Raw genomic sequence first — 15777 nt, forward strand, 5'->3', positions numbered from 1 at the left:
AACCAACGCGACCACTGCGATGAACGCACCGATTAACCAGTACAGCCGCCGCGTGACCCAGCCGAAGAGCCAGGGAGCTTCCCAGGCGATGCTTTACGGCACCGGCATGAGCCCCGAGGACATGGACAAGCCGCAAATCGGGATCGGCAGTGTGTGGTACGAGGGCAATACCTGCAACATGCACCTGTTGGATTTGGGTGAAAAGGTCAAGCAGGGCGTCCAGGCCGCCGGCTTGGTGGGAATGCGATTCAATACCATCGGCGTCTCGGATGGGATTTCGATGGGCACCGAGGGGATGAGCTACAGCCTGCAGAGCCGCGACCTGATCGCCGACAGCATCGAAACGATCATGGGCGGCCAGTGGTACGACGCCCTGATCGCCCTGCCCGGTTGTGACAAGAACATGCCGGGCTGCCTGATCGCCATGGGACGGCTGAACCGGCCCTCGATCATGGTCTACGGCGGCACGATCAAACCCGGCACGTACAAGGACGAGAAACTGGATATCGTCAGCGCCTTTCAGTGCTACGGCCAGTACCTCGCCGGCCAGATCAGCGACGAAGAGCGTCAGGAGATCGTCCGGCACAGCTGTCCCGGGGCGGGCGCCTGCGGCGGAATGTACACCGCCAACACCATGGCCACGGCCATCGAAGCCCTCGGCATGGCCCTGCCCTACTCGGCCAGCGCCCCGGCCGAAAGCCCCGAGAAGAGCGAGGAGTGCCAGCGGGCCGGAGAGGCCATCCGCGTGCTGCTCGAGCGCGACATCAAACCTCGCGACATCATGACCCGCACGGCGTTCGAAAACGCGATGGTCACGGTCATGGCCCTGGGCGGCAGCACCAATGCCGTGCTGCACCTGATCGCCATGGCTCGCAGCGTCGATGTGCCGTTGACGCTGGACGATTTCCAGTCCGTCAGCGACCGGATCCCGTACCTGGCAGACCTGAAACCCAGCGGCCGCTTTGTCCAGGAAGACCTGCACTCGATCGGCGGCACGCCCGCGGTGATGAAGTACCTGCTGGAGGAAGGCCTGCTGGAAGGCGACTGCTTGACCGTCACCGGCAAGACGCTGGGCGAAAATGTGGCCGACCTGCCGGGATTGAAAGAGGGCCAAAAGATCGTTCGCCCGGTCAGCAATCCGATCAAACCGTCGGGACACATCCGGATCCTCAAAGGCACGCTCGCGCCCGAAGGGGCCGTGGCCAAGATCACCGGCAAAGAGGGCCTGCACTTCAGCGGTCCGGCCAAAGTGTTCGACAGCGAAGAAGACATGCTCTCGGCGCTGGAACAGAAGGGCATCGAAAAAGGCGACGTCGTTATCATCCGCTATGAAGGCCCCAAGGGCGGCCCCGGCATGCCGGAAATGCTGACCCCCACCAGCGCCATCATGGGCGCCGGCCTGGGTGCCGACGTGGCCCTGTTGACCGATGGCCGATTCTCCGGCGGTTCACACGGCTTCATCGTCGGACACATTACGCCCGAAGCCCAAGAGGGCGGGCCTCTGGCCCTGGTTCAGGACGGCGATACGGTCACGATCGACGCCGAAAGGAACGCCCTGGACGTGGCCGTGGACCCGTCGGAGCTGCAGCGTCGCCGCAGCCAATGGGTCGCTCCGGCCCTCAAAGCCACTCGCGGAACGCTGTACAAGTACATCAAGAACGTCAAAAGCGCCAGCGAAGGCTGCGTGACCGACGAGTAACCCACACAGCAGAGCCGGGGCGGTGGAAGACGACGATTTTTGGCGGGAACTGCCCGTCGGCGGCGAGCGTCTGAACGCGTAGACGCTCGATGGAGTACCATAAAGGGCGCGAGGAAAGTGCGGGACCGGTCCGCGCATCGCATCCGCTCCCTGCCGTGTGAGAACCGTCCGAATGAACCGTCGCGTGACCGCCGCCGCATCCCGCCTCACCGTTTCCCGCCGCGACCTGCTCCGCGGTGGCTTGGCCTCGGCCGCCGGAGCCTGGATGCTGGCCGCCGCTGCAGGCCGCTCTGCGCCCGCCCAACAACCCGCCCAACAACCCGCCGGCAACGCGGAGAATGCCGGCCGCGCTGCCGCCGAAGCTCCGGGCGTGGTCCGCGGCCGGATCCGCCAATCGGTGATGGGGTGGTGTTTCCAGCCCATGGACGCGGTGACGCTGGCCAAACACTGCCTGGACATCGGCATCGAAGCGATGGAAGGGATCCCGGCCGAGGCGTATCCGCAGGTCACCCAAATGGGCTTGAAAATCTCGCTGACCGGCAGCCACGGCTTTGCCAACGGACCGCTGGATCCGGACAACCACGCCATGGTGGAAGCCAAACTGCGCGAGGGCATCGACCTGGCCGCCCGCTACGGGGCCCCCAACGTGATCACCTTTACCGGCATGACCAAAGCCGGGATCAGCGAAGCGGCGGCCAAGAAGAACTGCGTCGCGTGCTGGAAACGCGTGCTTCCCTATGCCGAAGAAAAGGGCGTGGGCATCGTCCTGGAACACCTGAACACCCGCGACGACTCGCACCCCATGAAGGGCCATCCGGGCTACTGGGGCGACGACCTGGAGCTGTGTGCGGATCTGATCCGAGCGGTCGATTCGCCACGGTTCAAGTTGTTATTTGATATTTATCACGTCCAGGTAATGCACGGGGATTTGATCCGCCGAATCCGGCAGTACAGCCCGATCATCGGGCATTACCATACGGCGGGTTGTCCCGGTCGGGGCGAGCTGGACACGTCGCAGGAGATCTTCTATCCACCGGTGATCCGGGCGATCCTGGAAACCGGTTACAAGGGCTATCTGGCTCAAGAATTCATCCCGACCTGGGACGATCCGGTGGCGGCCCTCAGGCATGCCGCTTCGGTGTGCGACGTGTGAGCGTCGCCGGCGGCCCCGGCCGTGGGAGCCGTGGCGGCTTGAACCCTTTGGAGAGGCGTGTTGTTGGCGAGCCAATCATTATCGCAGCATCGTTCGATGAGCATTGATCCCCTGGAACCGCATTCTGCCGCCCAAGACTTCAGCCGTCTGGGACTGCGTCCGAACGAAGCCCGCCCACGAATCATTCGCCAGGCGGCCGCTCGGCAAGTGGAACGACTGCATCATCAACAAGCCCGCGGCAACGGAACCGAGGCCGATGTGACGGATCTATGTGTGACGCTGTATAAAGTGCTCGACCCGCGGCGCCGCGTAACGGCGACCGAACGCGCCTTGCTGTCGCAGACCGAACCGATCCCGCCGATCGAATCGCGGTGGCTGCATCCGCGCGCCCGCCGCAAACAACCTCGCCTGTCGGCCCGCCCCCGCTTGGGGTTTGGCGCCCAAGCCTACGAGTCGCTCTCGACCGGGCAAGCCAGCTTTCCCGACCCCGACGCCCCGCTGCCCTCGCAGTGGCAATTGTTTCTGGAACGCTGGATGATCTACGCCCGCCAGCGAGTCATCTGGGGTGCGCTGCTGTTGGCTTTGCTGGTCGGCATGCTGTTGGCTCGCCAAATCCACTTCCATACCGTGGCCGACCGCCCGAAGAACACCGGACCGGTACCGGTACAGCCCGCACCGGTTCAACCTGCGGCTGAATCCACGCCTGATTCTGAACCGGCACCTAAACCCGCACCCGCACCCGCACTCCAAAACGCCGGCTCCTCGAACACCGGCGCCTCGGCTGCGCCTGCCGGCGGTGCGGCCGTGGACGGTGATTTGGAGAACCGTGATCGCGAGGCCCAGACGGCCGGCGACTTTGGCGCCGCTGGCGACGACAACCACCGCACCCCGGCCTCGCGCGATTCGGAATCGCTGTCGCTGGATGAAACCGTCGCCCGCTGGCAGGCGTTGGTGGACGCCGTACGCGAGCCCGCGGGCGGGGCCGAACCGGTTGCGGAAGCCGAGGCCGCCTCGCCGGACGATTCCGCCGAAGCTCCCCGTATCGCGATGACACCCGAACCTGCCACACCCGAACCTGCCACACCCGAACCTGCGGCTCCCGAACCTGCGGCTCCCCAGCCCACCGAACCGGAACCCACCGAACCGGAACCCACCGAACCGGAACCCACCGAACCGGAACCCACCGAACCGGAGCCGAGCGAACCCGAGCCGAGCGAACCGGCCCGCGAACCGGCAACCAGCGGCCAGCCCGCCGGGGACATCGAGACCGAGCGCGAGAACGCTGCGGCGACCGGTGACGTCGACCGCCGCACTCCGCTTCCGGACGCGGCCGCGCGCACGGCCAGCCGCCAACAACTCGAACGCCTGTTGGCCGATCGACCGGTCGCGGTCACCGATGCCGGTCGCCACCGGGCGGTCGACGATTTGTTGGACATGCATCAAAACGCTCCCGAGGGCTCGGCCGATCGATTCGTGATCACCGAAGTCGCTGTGGAACGCTTGATCGCCCTGGGAGCTTACGACCGCGCGGCCCAGTTGCTGTACGCCTTGCAGCAGCGTTTCGAGGTATCGGCGATCGATCTGACGCAGACGATTACCGGGCGGATGGTCGACCGCGCCGAGCAGATGACCGAACACCGCCGCTTGGTCGGCTGGGTGCTGTACTGCAGCGAACGCTACCTGCGGAGCGAACAATTCGAAGCCGCGTCGGCACTGACGCGCACCGTGTTGCCATCCTTGGGCAAGGTCAACGACGCGGACCTGCGGGTGCGGCTGACCCAGCGTCGCGATTCGATCGTGATCATGCGTCGTCTGGCCGAGGCCACGCGGCAGATCCTGGCCTCGCACACCCTGGACGACGTTTCGGCAACCGACGCCACCCAGGTGGGCCGCTACCGCTGCCTGATGCAACGCGACTGGCCCGGCGGCCTGGCTTGGTTGGCACAGTCCTCCGATCCCCGGCTGGCGCAAGCGGCGACTCGCGAGATCGTCTGGATCGGCAGCGAGGACCGTTCGGCCAGCGAAGCCATGGAGATCGCCGACATCTGGCTGGAGGCCGGCAAACGGCTGCGCGGCCGCATGAGCGATTCGGTGCGGGTGCACGCCTACGACCTGCTGGTCAAGGCGGCCGAAACGGCGGCGGGCCTGGACGCCTTGGAACTGGAAAAACGTCGGGACCAGCTGCGTGAGGAGCTCGGCAGTTTGCTGTCGCCCGACTCCACCGGCGCCGCGGCCAACGCGGGGCAACCCGCCGCGGGCATGGCCCCCCAGGGCCAGCCCGCTCAGGGCCAGCCTGCTCAGGGCTTGCCCGCCGCAGGCATGGCGGGCCGGTTATTGGTCGGCGGCCAGGACCAGGGCGTGCTGATCCGTTACGAGCCCGGTTCGGCGATCGATCAGAATGTCCTGACGCGGATCTTCCAAGCGATCGGCAAACCGCCCGCGCCGTTCGTCCTGGAGTTTCAGGGGACGCTGCGGCTGGACAAAGCCAGCACGGTTCGCATCGTCGTTTCCAAGGCACCTCCAGCGGGCGGCGGGCAATTAATCCGTGTGGACGGCAAGACCCAGGCGCTGGTCCCAGGTGTCCGAGGCGAATCGGCCTCGGTCGACTTGCCCGCCGGCGCCCACCACGTGTTCTGGCGACTCTCCGCCCCCCAGCTGGCGCAGACCTTCCTGATCGTCCAGGACGACCAGAGCGGCGACAGGCTGCCCCTGCAGGTTCCGCCGGCCGCGGCCGCCCTGCCCTCGCCGGTGCGAATCAATCTGATCCGCAACCGTTAGGCTGGGCCCACCTTGCCTCGCGCTATAATGCACACACGTCCCTTCGTTACGCTCTCCCCACCTGTTCTCTGCCCGCATGAACGCTATCGCCTCTCCGCAAGCATCGACCCTGGCCGAACTACGTGACAGCGGCTGGCAATCGCAAACCGTCAAACAGGAAATCCGCGCCAATTTCATCCGCCAACTCGCCGCCGGCGACGAACTGTTTCCCGGGATCGTCGGCTACGACGACACGGTCATCCCGGAAATTAATCTGGCCCTGTTGTCGGGCCACGACATGCTGTTCCTTGGCGAAAAAGGGCAAGCCAAGAGCCGGATCATGCGGATGCTGACCCGCTTTCTCGATCCCTGGGTCCCCTACCTCGATCACCCGGACCTGCCGCTGCACGAGGATCCCTTCCAGCCGATCACGTCGCTGGGCAAGCGTTTGGTTCGCGAGCGGGATCCCGAAGACCTGCCGATCGCCTGGTGGCCGCGACACCAACGCTATGCCGAACGGCTCAGCCCCGGCACCAAATTCGCCGACATCATCGGCGAGATCGACCCGGCCAAATTGACCGGCGGCGTCAGCATGAGCGCCGAAGAAGCGTTGTCGTTCGGGTTGATTCCCCGCATGCACCGCGGCATCTTTGCGATGAACGAACTGCCCGAGCTGGACGATCTGGTCCAGGTCGGTCTGTTTAACATCCTCGAGGAACGCGACGTCCAGATCCGCGGTTATCCGATCCGCTTCGACCTGGACGTGATGATCCTGTTCTCGGCCAACCCCAGTACCTACAACCGCTCGGGCAAGGTCATCCCACAGTTGAAGGACCGGATCGGTTCGATCATTCAAACGCACTACCCCAAGGAGCGCGAACAGGGCATCGAAATCCTCCGCCAGGAAGCGGCGATCGACCTGGACGGCGACTACCCGGTGCAGGTGCCGTACTTTATGTACGAATTGGTCGAGGAGATCACGCATCAGGCCCGGCAGAGCAAGTACATCGACCACGCCTCGGGCGTCTCGGCGCGATTCTCGCTGGCCAACTTCCGCACCATGGTCGCCAGCGCCCGGCACCGCGCCGTGCTGCTCGACGAGCGTCCGGCGGTGCCGCGGATCAGCGATCTGGGGCACCTGTACAGCAGCTCGCTGGGCAAGCTGGAACTGGACATGATGGGCAGCCATCAGATGAGCGAACGGCAGGTCCTGGACGCGGTCGTCGCCACGGCCATCGGCACGGTCTTCCAACGCTATGTCGAGGAACACGGGCTGGGCGAGATCGGCGAGATCTTCAGCAAGGGCGTGCGCGTGGAAGTCGGCGACATGCTGCCCTCGAGCCACTATGCCCAGCGGCTGCAGCGGGTGCCGCCGGTCTGGGAAAAAGCCTTCGAAGTCAACGCGGCCGAAAGCGACGCCGTGCGGGCTTCGTGTGTGGAATTCGTCCTGGCCGGACTGTATAGCCTGGACCGTATCAGCCGCTCCGAGCGACATGGCAAGATCGAGTACGACTTTGAATAAGCGACCTACAGAGGGCATGAAGTCCCGTCCCGGCGGCATCATTCACGCCTATCAAAAATTCGATCCGGGCCGCTTCCCCAGTCCGACGCAGCCGCCCCCGGACCTGGTCTCGCCGGCGTTCGAACATGCCATGATGTTCGGCAGTTACCGCGAACTGACCGAGGAGGAACTGGCCCGCGCGGTCCGCCTGGATCCCAGCCAGATCGCCGGCATGGGCCCCAGCCTGGATATGCTGCGGGCAATGCTGGAGGAACGCAAACGCAAGATCCTCGAGCGCTATGAAACGCACGCCGTCGAAAAGAAGGCGCGCCGCGCGTTTCAGAAATCCGCCAAGCAGTTGCAGGTTCCCAAGCGGTTTGCGGCCAGTTACCAGTTGGCCATCGCGGCCGAGCAGCCCTACGAGCTGGAACGGCTGTGGTACCGCGCCGGCGACGACAACAGCGCCCTAGCTCGCGGCCTGCTGGGCGTCCTGCAGCGGATGACCGACCAGCATCAGGTCCAGGAACTGGCCAGCAAGTACGAGTTCAGCGGCCACGAATCGATGTCCGTTCCCCAGGCCCTGGAGGTCAAGGAGGAACTGGAGAAGATCGACGAGCTGTTGAAACAGCTCGAGGAGGCGGCCAAGAACGCCCAGATCGGCTTGATCGACATGGACCTGATGAGCGAATTCGCTCAGCCCGGCGACATGGAACGGCTGGAAGAGATGCGCCGCCAGGTCGAGAACCTGCTCCGCGAACACGCCGAGCGTCAGGGCCTCGAATCCAAAGGCGACGGCAAGGGTTTTCGCCTGACGCCGGCCGCCTACAAGATTTTTCAAAGCCGCCTGCTGGAACGCATCTTCAGCGACCTCCAGCCCTCGCGCACCGGCCGGCACGAAGGCGAAGTCGTCGGCGAAGGCGCGGTCGAAATGCAGCGCACCAAGCCGTACGAGTTCGGTGACAGCGTCGCCAACATGGACATCCCGCAAACGGTGATCAACGCCCTGCTGCGCCAGGGTGACCAGCGACCGCTGCGGCTGCACAGCGATGACATCGTGGTGCACAAGACGCGCAACCACCCCAAGTGCGCCACGACCGTGATCATGGACATGAGCGGTTCGATGCGCTACGACGGCCAGTACATCAATGTCAAACGCATGGCGCTGGCGCTGCAGGGATTAATCCAAAGCGAGTACCCGGGCGACTTCCTCCGGTTCATCGAGATGTACACGTTCGCCAAACTGCGCTCCGCCAGCGAGATCATCGAGATGATGCCCAAACCGGTCACCATCCACGACCCCTGGGTCCAGTTGATGGCCGACATGAGCGACGACCAGATCAGCGAACACCAGATCCACCCGCACTTCACCAACATCCAGCACTCGCTGCAGCTGGCTCGCCAGGCGATGGTCGGCTGCGACACGCCCAACAAGCAGATCGTCCTGATCACCGACGGCCTGCCCACAGCGCACTTTGAACAGTCCGAGCTGTACATGCTGTACCCGCCCCACCCGCGCACCGAACAGGCCACGATGCGCGAGGGGATGCTGTGTCACCGCGAGGGGATCACGATTAATATTTTTCTGATCCCCAGTTGGTCGCAGAGCGAAGAAGACATCCGTTTTGCGTACCGCTTGGCCGAGTCGACAACCGGCCGCGTGTTCTTCACCAGCGGCAAGGATTTGGACAGGTTTGTGGTCTGGGATTATGTCAACAATCGGCGAGATGTGATTGGGTAGCGAGTGACGAGTGACGAGGGGCGAGGGGCGAGGGGCGAGGGGCGATTCAACCCTAATTGGCAAACCCAAACACCATTTCCTCCCCTCTCCCCCACGGCGCCGCGAGCGTCAGCGAGTGAAGCCGTGGGGGAGAGGGGTCGGGGGTGAGGGGGACAAGAGAGCAAGCCCCACGGTGTTGCAACCATAGCGGGGTTCAAGGCTGTCGATGCAAAGATCCATTGCGCCTGACACCTCCCCGTGACAAAAACATACGATTGCACCGGCCCCCCTCACCCCCAGCCCCTCTCCCCCGAAGCCTGACTCGCTTAGGCTCGCCAGGCTTCGGGGGAGAGGGGAGCAAACGTTTTTTGCGCGCATCGAAAATACTTGCCACCAACAACCAACAACCAACAACCAACAACCAACAACCAACAACCAACAACCAACAACCAACAACCAACAACCAACAACCAACAACCAACAACCAAAGCCTGGCGACTTCAGCTACGAGTGTGGCCCTCCCGCCCTTGCGGGCGGTTACATCCGCTGCGACGTACCCTTGGTCAGGGCCATGAAGGCGGCTTCGAGATCCAGTTCTTCTTCGCTGAACTTATTCAGCGGGATGCCCTGCTCGATCAACAGGCTTGGCAGGTCGCTGTACTGGCTGACACCGGGTTTGAGAATCACGCGAACCGAACTATCGCCGCGTTCGACGCCCTGCACTTTCTGGTGACCGCTTAAAACCGTTTCCATCCGTTCCAGGTCGGTGATTTGTTCGGGATGGATCACCAACACGATGTGCTCGCGAACCCGGCGTTTGACTTCTTCCACGTCCGCGTTGACGTTCAACACGCCGCGGTCGATGATCCCGACCTTGTTACAGATGTCGGCCAGCTCGGGCAGGATGTGGCTGCTGACGATGATGGTCTTGCCCATCTGGCCCAGCCGCCGCAGCAGGTTCCGCATCTCGATCCGGGCTCGCGGGTCCAGCCCCGACAGCGGCTCGTCCAGCAGCAGAACTTGAGGATCGTGCAGCAGCGTCCGCGCCAGCCCCAATCGCTGGGTCTGACCGCGTGAGAGCGTATTGGCAAAGGCGTCGCGTTTGAAGTCCAGGTCCACCACCTCCAGCATCTCGTCGACGCGGCGGCGGCGGTCTTCGCCGTTGATCCGATACGCCGAAGCAAAGAACTGCAGGTACTCGACCACCGTCATGTCGTCGTACACGCCGAAGAAGTCCGGCATGTATCCGACCAGGCGGCGGATCTCCTTGGGTTTGGTGTGGACGCTGTGGCCGCACACATAGGCTTCGCCCCAGCTGGGCTCGAGCAAGGTAGCGATGATCCGCATCGTGGTCGTCTTGCCCGCCCCGTTGGGACCGATAAAGCCGAACAGGTCGCCTTCGGCCAAATCCAGTTCGATGGCTTTGATGGCGTACGATTCGCCGTACTTCTTGGTCAGGTCGACGGTCTTGATCACGTTGTTGCTTTCCCTTGTTAGTTCTCGGGTCGATCCTGAAGTATCGGCAGCAGGATGCGAACCACGCTGACCTCCTGCTGCGGCTGGACCACCGGCGCGTCGCCCTCGCCACCCGCGCTGTCGCTGCTGTCGCTCTCGCCGTCGCTCTGGACGTTGCCGCCGTGTTGCCGCACGGTCAGCCGCGTGGTGGGCTGTTCCAGACGCCCGATCAACAACGCTCGCCGGTCGGTCACGATGCCGCTCAGATCCAACTCGCCCAGCGGCCGGTTCAGCAGTCCCGTGTACGATTCTCCGCCAGCGATCCGGTAGAAACCCAGCATCTCGCTGACGCGTCTGAGATCGGTATCGTCGGCCGGGTCATACCGTTCGCTGACCGTCGCGTCCTCGGTTCTCTTGCGTCCGGTCAGGAACCAACGCAGCACGCGGGGCCGCAATTCCTCGACGCGAGCGATCGTGGCCCCGGCGCGAAACCGCGAGGGCAGGAAGTAGACCTTGTCGCGGTCCAGCAGCATGCCGTCGAGAATGTCCACCGGCAACGGGTTTTCCAGCCGTCCGGCCAGCTCGGTGCGTCGTCGCCACAAGCCCTGCCGGGCGGAGGAAGCGAACGAGAACGTCCACCGCATGTCAAACCCTTTGCTGCCGCCGGCGGCGATCGGCACGTCCACCGCGCGGCTTTGCAGCCGGTCTCCGCTACGCCGCATCCGCACCTGATAGGCGGGCAGTCGCTGGTCTTCGACGGCGATCTGAACCCCGCCAAAGGTGGCTCCCGAATACGCGAACGGCGCCAGCAGCGGACCGTTGTCGAAGGGTCCATCGAGCGCCGCGGCAAACCCTGGTTCTACCTCCAACCCCACATCCAAGCGCTCGGCCCGCGGCGTGTACAGATAATCCACCCGGTAGCCGCGGCCGACGCCTTCGACCGCATTGATGTCAACGAATTCGATGCGATTGGTCTGCGCCGGAGACTGCTGGCCGCGACGCGCCCAGAGGATCAGCGCGACGCTGCAGACCAGGATCACCAGCGGGAACGAAACCCAACCGGCCAGAGGACGCTTCAACCAGCGATTGATCAACAGATAATCCAGCGGCCCGATCACCAGAAACAGAGCCAACAGCCCCACCGCGATGACGCTGAACGGCACCGCACCGGCGGCCGAAAAACGATCCAGCGTAGCTCGCAACTGGCCGGCCAGGTCGTTGTAATGGGTGTCCGAGCGGCGTCCGCGAGACGAGGGTTCGCGGGCGGCCGGAACCAGGTCCGGCATCAACTCCAACAACAGATCGGTCCGCGACGGCCACGCCGCGAACGGAGGCCGGTCCAGGTCCGCCGCCACCGCCAAGACCTCGCCCAGTCCCGCTTGGTATCGCATCGCCACGGCCAGAGAGCGACGCTGGACCGTCCGGCCAATCAACATCGGCTGGGCACCGCCGAGCGGTAACACGGCGGCCGGAAAAACGTCCAGCCGCTGCTGGGCACTAATGAAAGCTTCGATCGGTGCGGGCTCCATCTGCTGCAGCAGCGGAACGTCCTGCAGCGGAATTAATTCGCGGATCAACCGGCTGTGCTGATACGCCTCCGGGCCGCTTTGCCCGATGGTCACCAGAACACGGCCACCGCGACGCACCCAAGTCAGGATCGCATCGCGAACCCTCTCGTCCATCTGTTCGAGCAACGGCCAAGCCGTGGCGGTGACGACCAGCGTGTCGACCGAATCGTATCCCAGCCAGTGATCGGGCAAGGTGTCGACATCTTCGACGACGGTCGTCGCCAGTTTGGCATCCCGGCCCAGCAATTCGTTTTTGCCGATTTCGTCGATCCCCATCGGGTCGCCCAGAATCAGCACCCGGCGTTGTTCGATCGCAATGGGTTGGTCGGGAAAGCGCGTCTTGACCAACAAGCGGCCTCGATCGTCCCGGACCCACAGCGGCGCCGAGGCCGCCCCGCACACCACGTATCGCCAAGCCGAATCCTCCGCGAGTCGTGCGGGGACCGCGTCGTTGCTTTCGTCCACTTGGTTGTTTTCGTCGACTTGGTTGCCTGCGGCGGCACTGGCATTGTCCTGATGGCTCGTCGCCGCGTCGTCGACGTAGCGAACGCGGACCCCGTCACCGTCGATCGTCTCCAGGGTCAGGGGGCCGTCGTAGCCGGAGCGTTCGACGCGCAGGGCCGTCCACTGTCCCAGCCGATACTGTCCGTCGAAAGCCACTTCGACGGAGACCGGAGCGTCGGAACCGGCGGCTGCACGGGTACCGGATGGGTCGCTGTCGGGGTTCTCGACTGCGGCGTCCACCGCTCCGGCACTTCCACCGGCGCACACCGCCAACACGGCAGGCATCCACAGATGCAGCGCGGCTCGCCACAGCGACCAAGAAGCAAAGCTCGACAAGCGATTCACGGTTTTTCTTCTACGGGACAGGTGCATTCCAGCCGCCCACAGCCGGGGCATCCCTGGCCGTATTTCGCGATCAGGGCCTGGGAGAGGTCGACGTCGGCGACGTTGGCGATCGTGACCAGCCACGCAATCACGTCGGCAAACTCCTCGGCAAGATTCTCTTTATCTGTACCGCGCAAAGCCGACGCGAGTTCGCCCACTTCCTCCATAAACCACATAAACGTGCCGTCCACACCGCGGGCCGCATCCTTGTCGAAGTACATCGTGCGGATTTTGGCTTGCAGATCGGCGAACGAGATGTCAGACATGTTGGGCTGGGGATCGGAGGACATGGCCATCGGAGGGGGGTTCAGGACGACGTTCGAGACCGGACGAGAGTTCGAATTGTAGCTGCGATCGTCGCGGCTGTTGACCTGGCACCCACACAGGCCCCAACCCCGCTGGCCCCGATCCCGCAAGCTGTCCGCTTTAAGCACGTCGGCATAAATTTTTCGGTGAAACTCCGCGACAACACCCTCCCGCGCAGTGGGAGGGTAAAGCCGAATGAAATGTTGCGACGTGCTTAACACCACCTGGCAACTCGATTCGCAACGCGTCCTCAATAGTCAGCTCGCCGGGGCTTCGTACCAGACGACATCCCGCCACTGCGGCACCGGCAGATCCCCGCCGCTGGCCGAGTCGCTGCCCAGAATCAACAGTCCCGCCGCCGGCAAAACCACGTCAAAATCCACAGCGTTCTCGCCGGCGATTGCCCCGACCGGATCGGACTGCCACCGCGTGGTCACCGTGCCCTGGGCGTCGACCGTCTGAACCGTAAACCGGCAGGCGGGGATCAGCGACGAATCGTCCGTCGCCGAGAACGCCGACGGTGAGGGCGACGTCGCGGCCGCCCAGCGGGCGTCGCGCACGACCACCCTACCGCGCAGCCGCCGCGGCCGATCCAGCGAATACACCAGCCGGCTGGTGGCGGCGGTTTCGATGCGATTGCGCAGCGGAGTCGTCTCGCGGTGCAGCGGTGGCGGTGAGCCAAACCAAGGGACGGCGCGATAGCGCAGCGGCGCAGCCCTCGCCAGCAATCCGTCCACCACGGCCGGCGCGACCGCTTGCACGTGGCTGTGAATCGTTTGATCCGCGTTCCACACGATGTCTACCCCGCAGGCCAGGCGCCACCGCGCCGGATCGGAGACGCCGCCCAGAACCAAACGGCTGCCGTCACGCATCTGAACCATCAGCTCGGGGAAGTTGTGTTCAGAGCGTTCGCTTTTCGATTCGACGGTTGCTCGCAGAGCCGTCCCGGTGACGATCCACCGCACACGAGCCAAGGACGTCGACAGCGTCTGTCCGGGCCGCTGCAACGCCACTTCCCGATCCTGCTGTGCGGCCTGCAGCAGTGAGACGTCCTCCAGTGCGTGCCAAGCCAACCCGCCCCGCCGCACCTGGCCGTCCAGCAAGACCAGGGCATCCTCGGTTTGCGCGGCATCGTCCTGGTCGAGCGATTCCAGCAAACGCCCGCCGGCCGCGGTCGCCGCCGGCGAGAGTGGCCCGTTGATCTGCACCGCCACCACGCTATCGATCGGCAATAGCGCACGGGACCAGGGGTTTTCGATTTCGAGGCTCAAGTCCTTGATCGTAATCCGACTGGCGGCCAGGCGGCTGCCGTCGACCAGCCACACCGACGCCGGTGCATCGATCGCCGCCGGCCCGGGCAGCTCCGGCCCAAAACGCAGCACCTCGCTCCACGGCACCGAGCGCTCGCTCGCGTCCCCTTCACCGCCATCGATGACCAAACGATCCGGATGGATCGCTATCAACCGGGCGGGTTGCCTTCTTCCATCGGAACCAACCAAAACGCCCGCCGGCGGGTCGACGGCGACCGCGGTATCGGCCAGTACGACTTTGATCAACACGACCGTCAACACCACGCACGCCAGCGTTCGCAGCCGGGACGACCTTTCGGCAGCACCGGGCAGGCAGCGAACAAACGGAACTTGCATCAAACACCTCGTCAAAACATCTTCGGCTACGGGCAGGCGCGCCTTCCTGTTTAGCGTTGAAAGATCGGCAACGCGGTCCGCGGGGCGCTCAGGATCAAACAGACCATGGCTGTGGCGTAGGCGCGGCCGATGAAATCGTGCCAACCACCGTCGCTGGACTGCGTCGGCAACAGCACGTCGCGAAGGGCCGTGTACCAGCGGCGAAAGTCGTCGCCACCCTTTTGCCAGTACGCCTGAACCGAATAGTAATGGGCGTACAGAAAATAATTACTTTGCCGCGGCGACAGATTGGCGGACTGTCGTCGCCGGAGGAAATCGTAGGCCTGTTCCAGTTCGTCACCCTCGTACCGCCCGGCGTTCTGCAGCGCGACGATCGCTCCGGCCGTCAACGGGAAACGGCTCTCGCCGCCCTGCATCTGATACATGAAACCGCCATCGGGGTTTTGCGAACGGCGGATGTAGTCGATCGCCTGAGTGATCGCTTCGGCAGGCACCTCGATGCCGGCATTGCGAGCGGCCCGCAAGGCCATGACCTGCGAGATCGTGACCGACAGATCGGCCTCGATCGGCTGGGGCGTGTAACGCCAGCCGCCGGAACGGTGCTGGGCGGCCAGAATGACTTCCACCGCCGCGCGGACCTTGGCGCCCAACCCCGCTTGCCGGCTGGTCCCCAGCGTTTCGGCCAAGAACAGGGTGGAAAAGCCGTGGCCGTACATCGCCCCGCGACTGACCGATTCGCGCCGCACGATGAACCCGCTGTCCTGGCTGGCGGCAGCGACGTAATCGACGCATCGCTGCAGCACCGCCCCGAAGGGTCCGCGGCCGGGAAGACTGCCGGTCGCCAGGAAAGCCAACCCACACAGCGACACGACACCGACGTTGCTGCCCATCCGTTCGGGAAACGATCCATCGGCACGCTGCAGCGCGGCCAAATACCGCAAGCCTCGTTCGATGGCCGTGCGGACGTCGCTGGTAAACAGCCCGTCGGTCTCCGCCCATCCGGACAGTTCCTCTGCTCGCACCCAGGGGCCTCCGCCGACCGACGTCTGGGCAGCGAGCGCAGCGCCCCAGGCCAACAGCCCGCGGC

Annotated in this window: 10 protein-coding genes; 5 read left to right on the plus strand and 5 right to left on the minus strand. The window is 64.4% G+C overall.

Annotation, left to right across the window (positions count from 1 at the left end; all coding sequences use genetic code 11):
* Window positions 1-19: 19 nt before the first annotated feature.
* The 5 genes from ilvD to GE027_RS04015 all read left to right on the plus strand — a co-directional run bounded on the left by ilvD (window position 20) and on the right by GE027_RS04015 (window position 8848).
* A complete protein-coding gene (gene ilvD / locus GE027_RS03995) occupies window positions 20-1699 on the plus strand; it encodes a dihydroxy-acid dehydratase (protein ID WP_153555892.1) in 1680 nt (559 codons plus the stop codon).
* Window positions 1700-1871: 172 nt separating this feature from the next.
* Entirely contained in the window at window positions 1872-2852 is a 981-nt protein-coding gene (locus tag GE027_RS04000) for a TIM barrel protein (protein ID WP_237607248.1), read from the plus strand.
* 96 nt (window positions 2853-2948) lie between these two features.
* A complete protein-coding gene (locus tag GE027_RS04005; RefSeq protein WP_153555893.1) occupies window positions 2949-5630 on the plus strand; it encodes a hypothetical protein in 2682 nt (893 codons plus the stop codon).
* Window positions 5631-5706: 76 nt separating this feature from the next.
* Window positions 5707-7131, plus strand: a complete 1425-nt coding sequence (locus GE027_RS04010) for a magnesium chelatase (protein ID WP_153555894.1) — start codon at window positions 5707-5709, stop codon at window positions 7129-7131.
* Window positions 7132-7147: 16 nt separating this feature from the next.
* Window positions 7148-8848, plus strand: a complete 1701-nt coding sequence (locus tag GE027_RS04015; RefSeq protein WP_153555958.1) for a vWA domain-containing protein — start codon at window positions 7148-7150, stop codon at window positions 8846-8848.
* Window positions 8849-9364: 516 nt separating this feature from the next.
* Here GE027_RS04015 and GE027_RS04020 read toward each other — a convergent pair.
* The 5 genes from GE027_RS04020 to GE027_RS04040 form a co-directional block, all read right to left on the minus strand.
* Window positions 9365-10303, minus strand: coding sequence for an ABC transporter ATP-binding protein (locus GE027_RS04020; RefSeq protein WP_153555895.1), 939 nt, complete (start codon window positions 10301-10303; stop codon window positions 9365-9367).
* A gap of 17 nt (window positions 10304-10320) precedes the next feature.
* Window positions 10321-12699: a hypothetical protein gene (locus GE027_RS04025; protein WP_153555896.1), complete on the minus strand. Its 2379-nt coding sequence runs from the start codon at window positions 12697-12699 to the stop codon at window positions 10321-10323.
* Complete coding sequence (locus GE027_RS04030) at window positions 12696-13028, minus strand: MazG nucleotide pyrophosphohydrolase domain-containing protein (protein ID WP_153555897.1); 333 nt, start codon at window positions 13026-13028, stop codon at window positions 12696-12698. Before GE027_RS04030 ends, GE027_RS04025 begins: the two co-directional genes overlap by 4 nt.
* A 273-nt stretch (window positions 13029-13301) precedes the next feature.
* Entirely contained in the window at window positions 13302-14690 is a 1389-nt protein-coding gene (locus GE027_RS04035; RefSeq protein ID WP_153555898.1) for a hypothetical protein, read from the minus strand.
* Between the two features lie 50 nt (window positions 14691-14740).
* Complete coding sequence (locus tag GE027_RS04040) at window positions 14741-15712, minus strand: prenyltransferase/squalene oxidase repeat-containing protein (protein ID WP_153555899.1); 972 nt, start codon at window positions 15710-15712, stop codon at window positions 14741-14743.
* Window positions 15713-15777: the final 65 nt, after the last annotated feature.

Origin of the sequence: Roseimaritima sediminicola (genome assembly GCF_009618275.1) — a bacterium.
GTDB lineage: Bacteria > Planctomycetota > Planctomycetia > Pirellulales > Pirellulaceae > Roseimaritima > Roseimaritima sediminicola.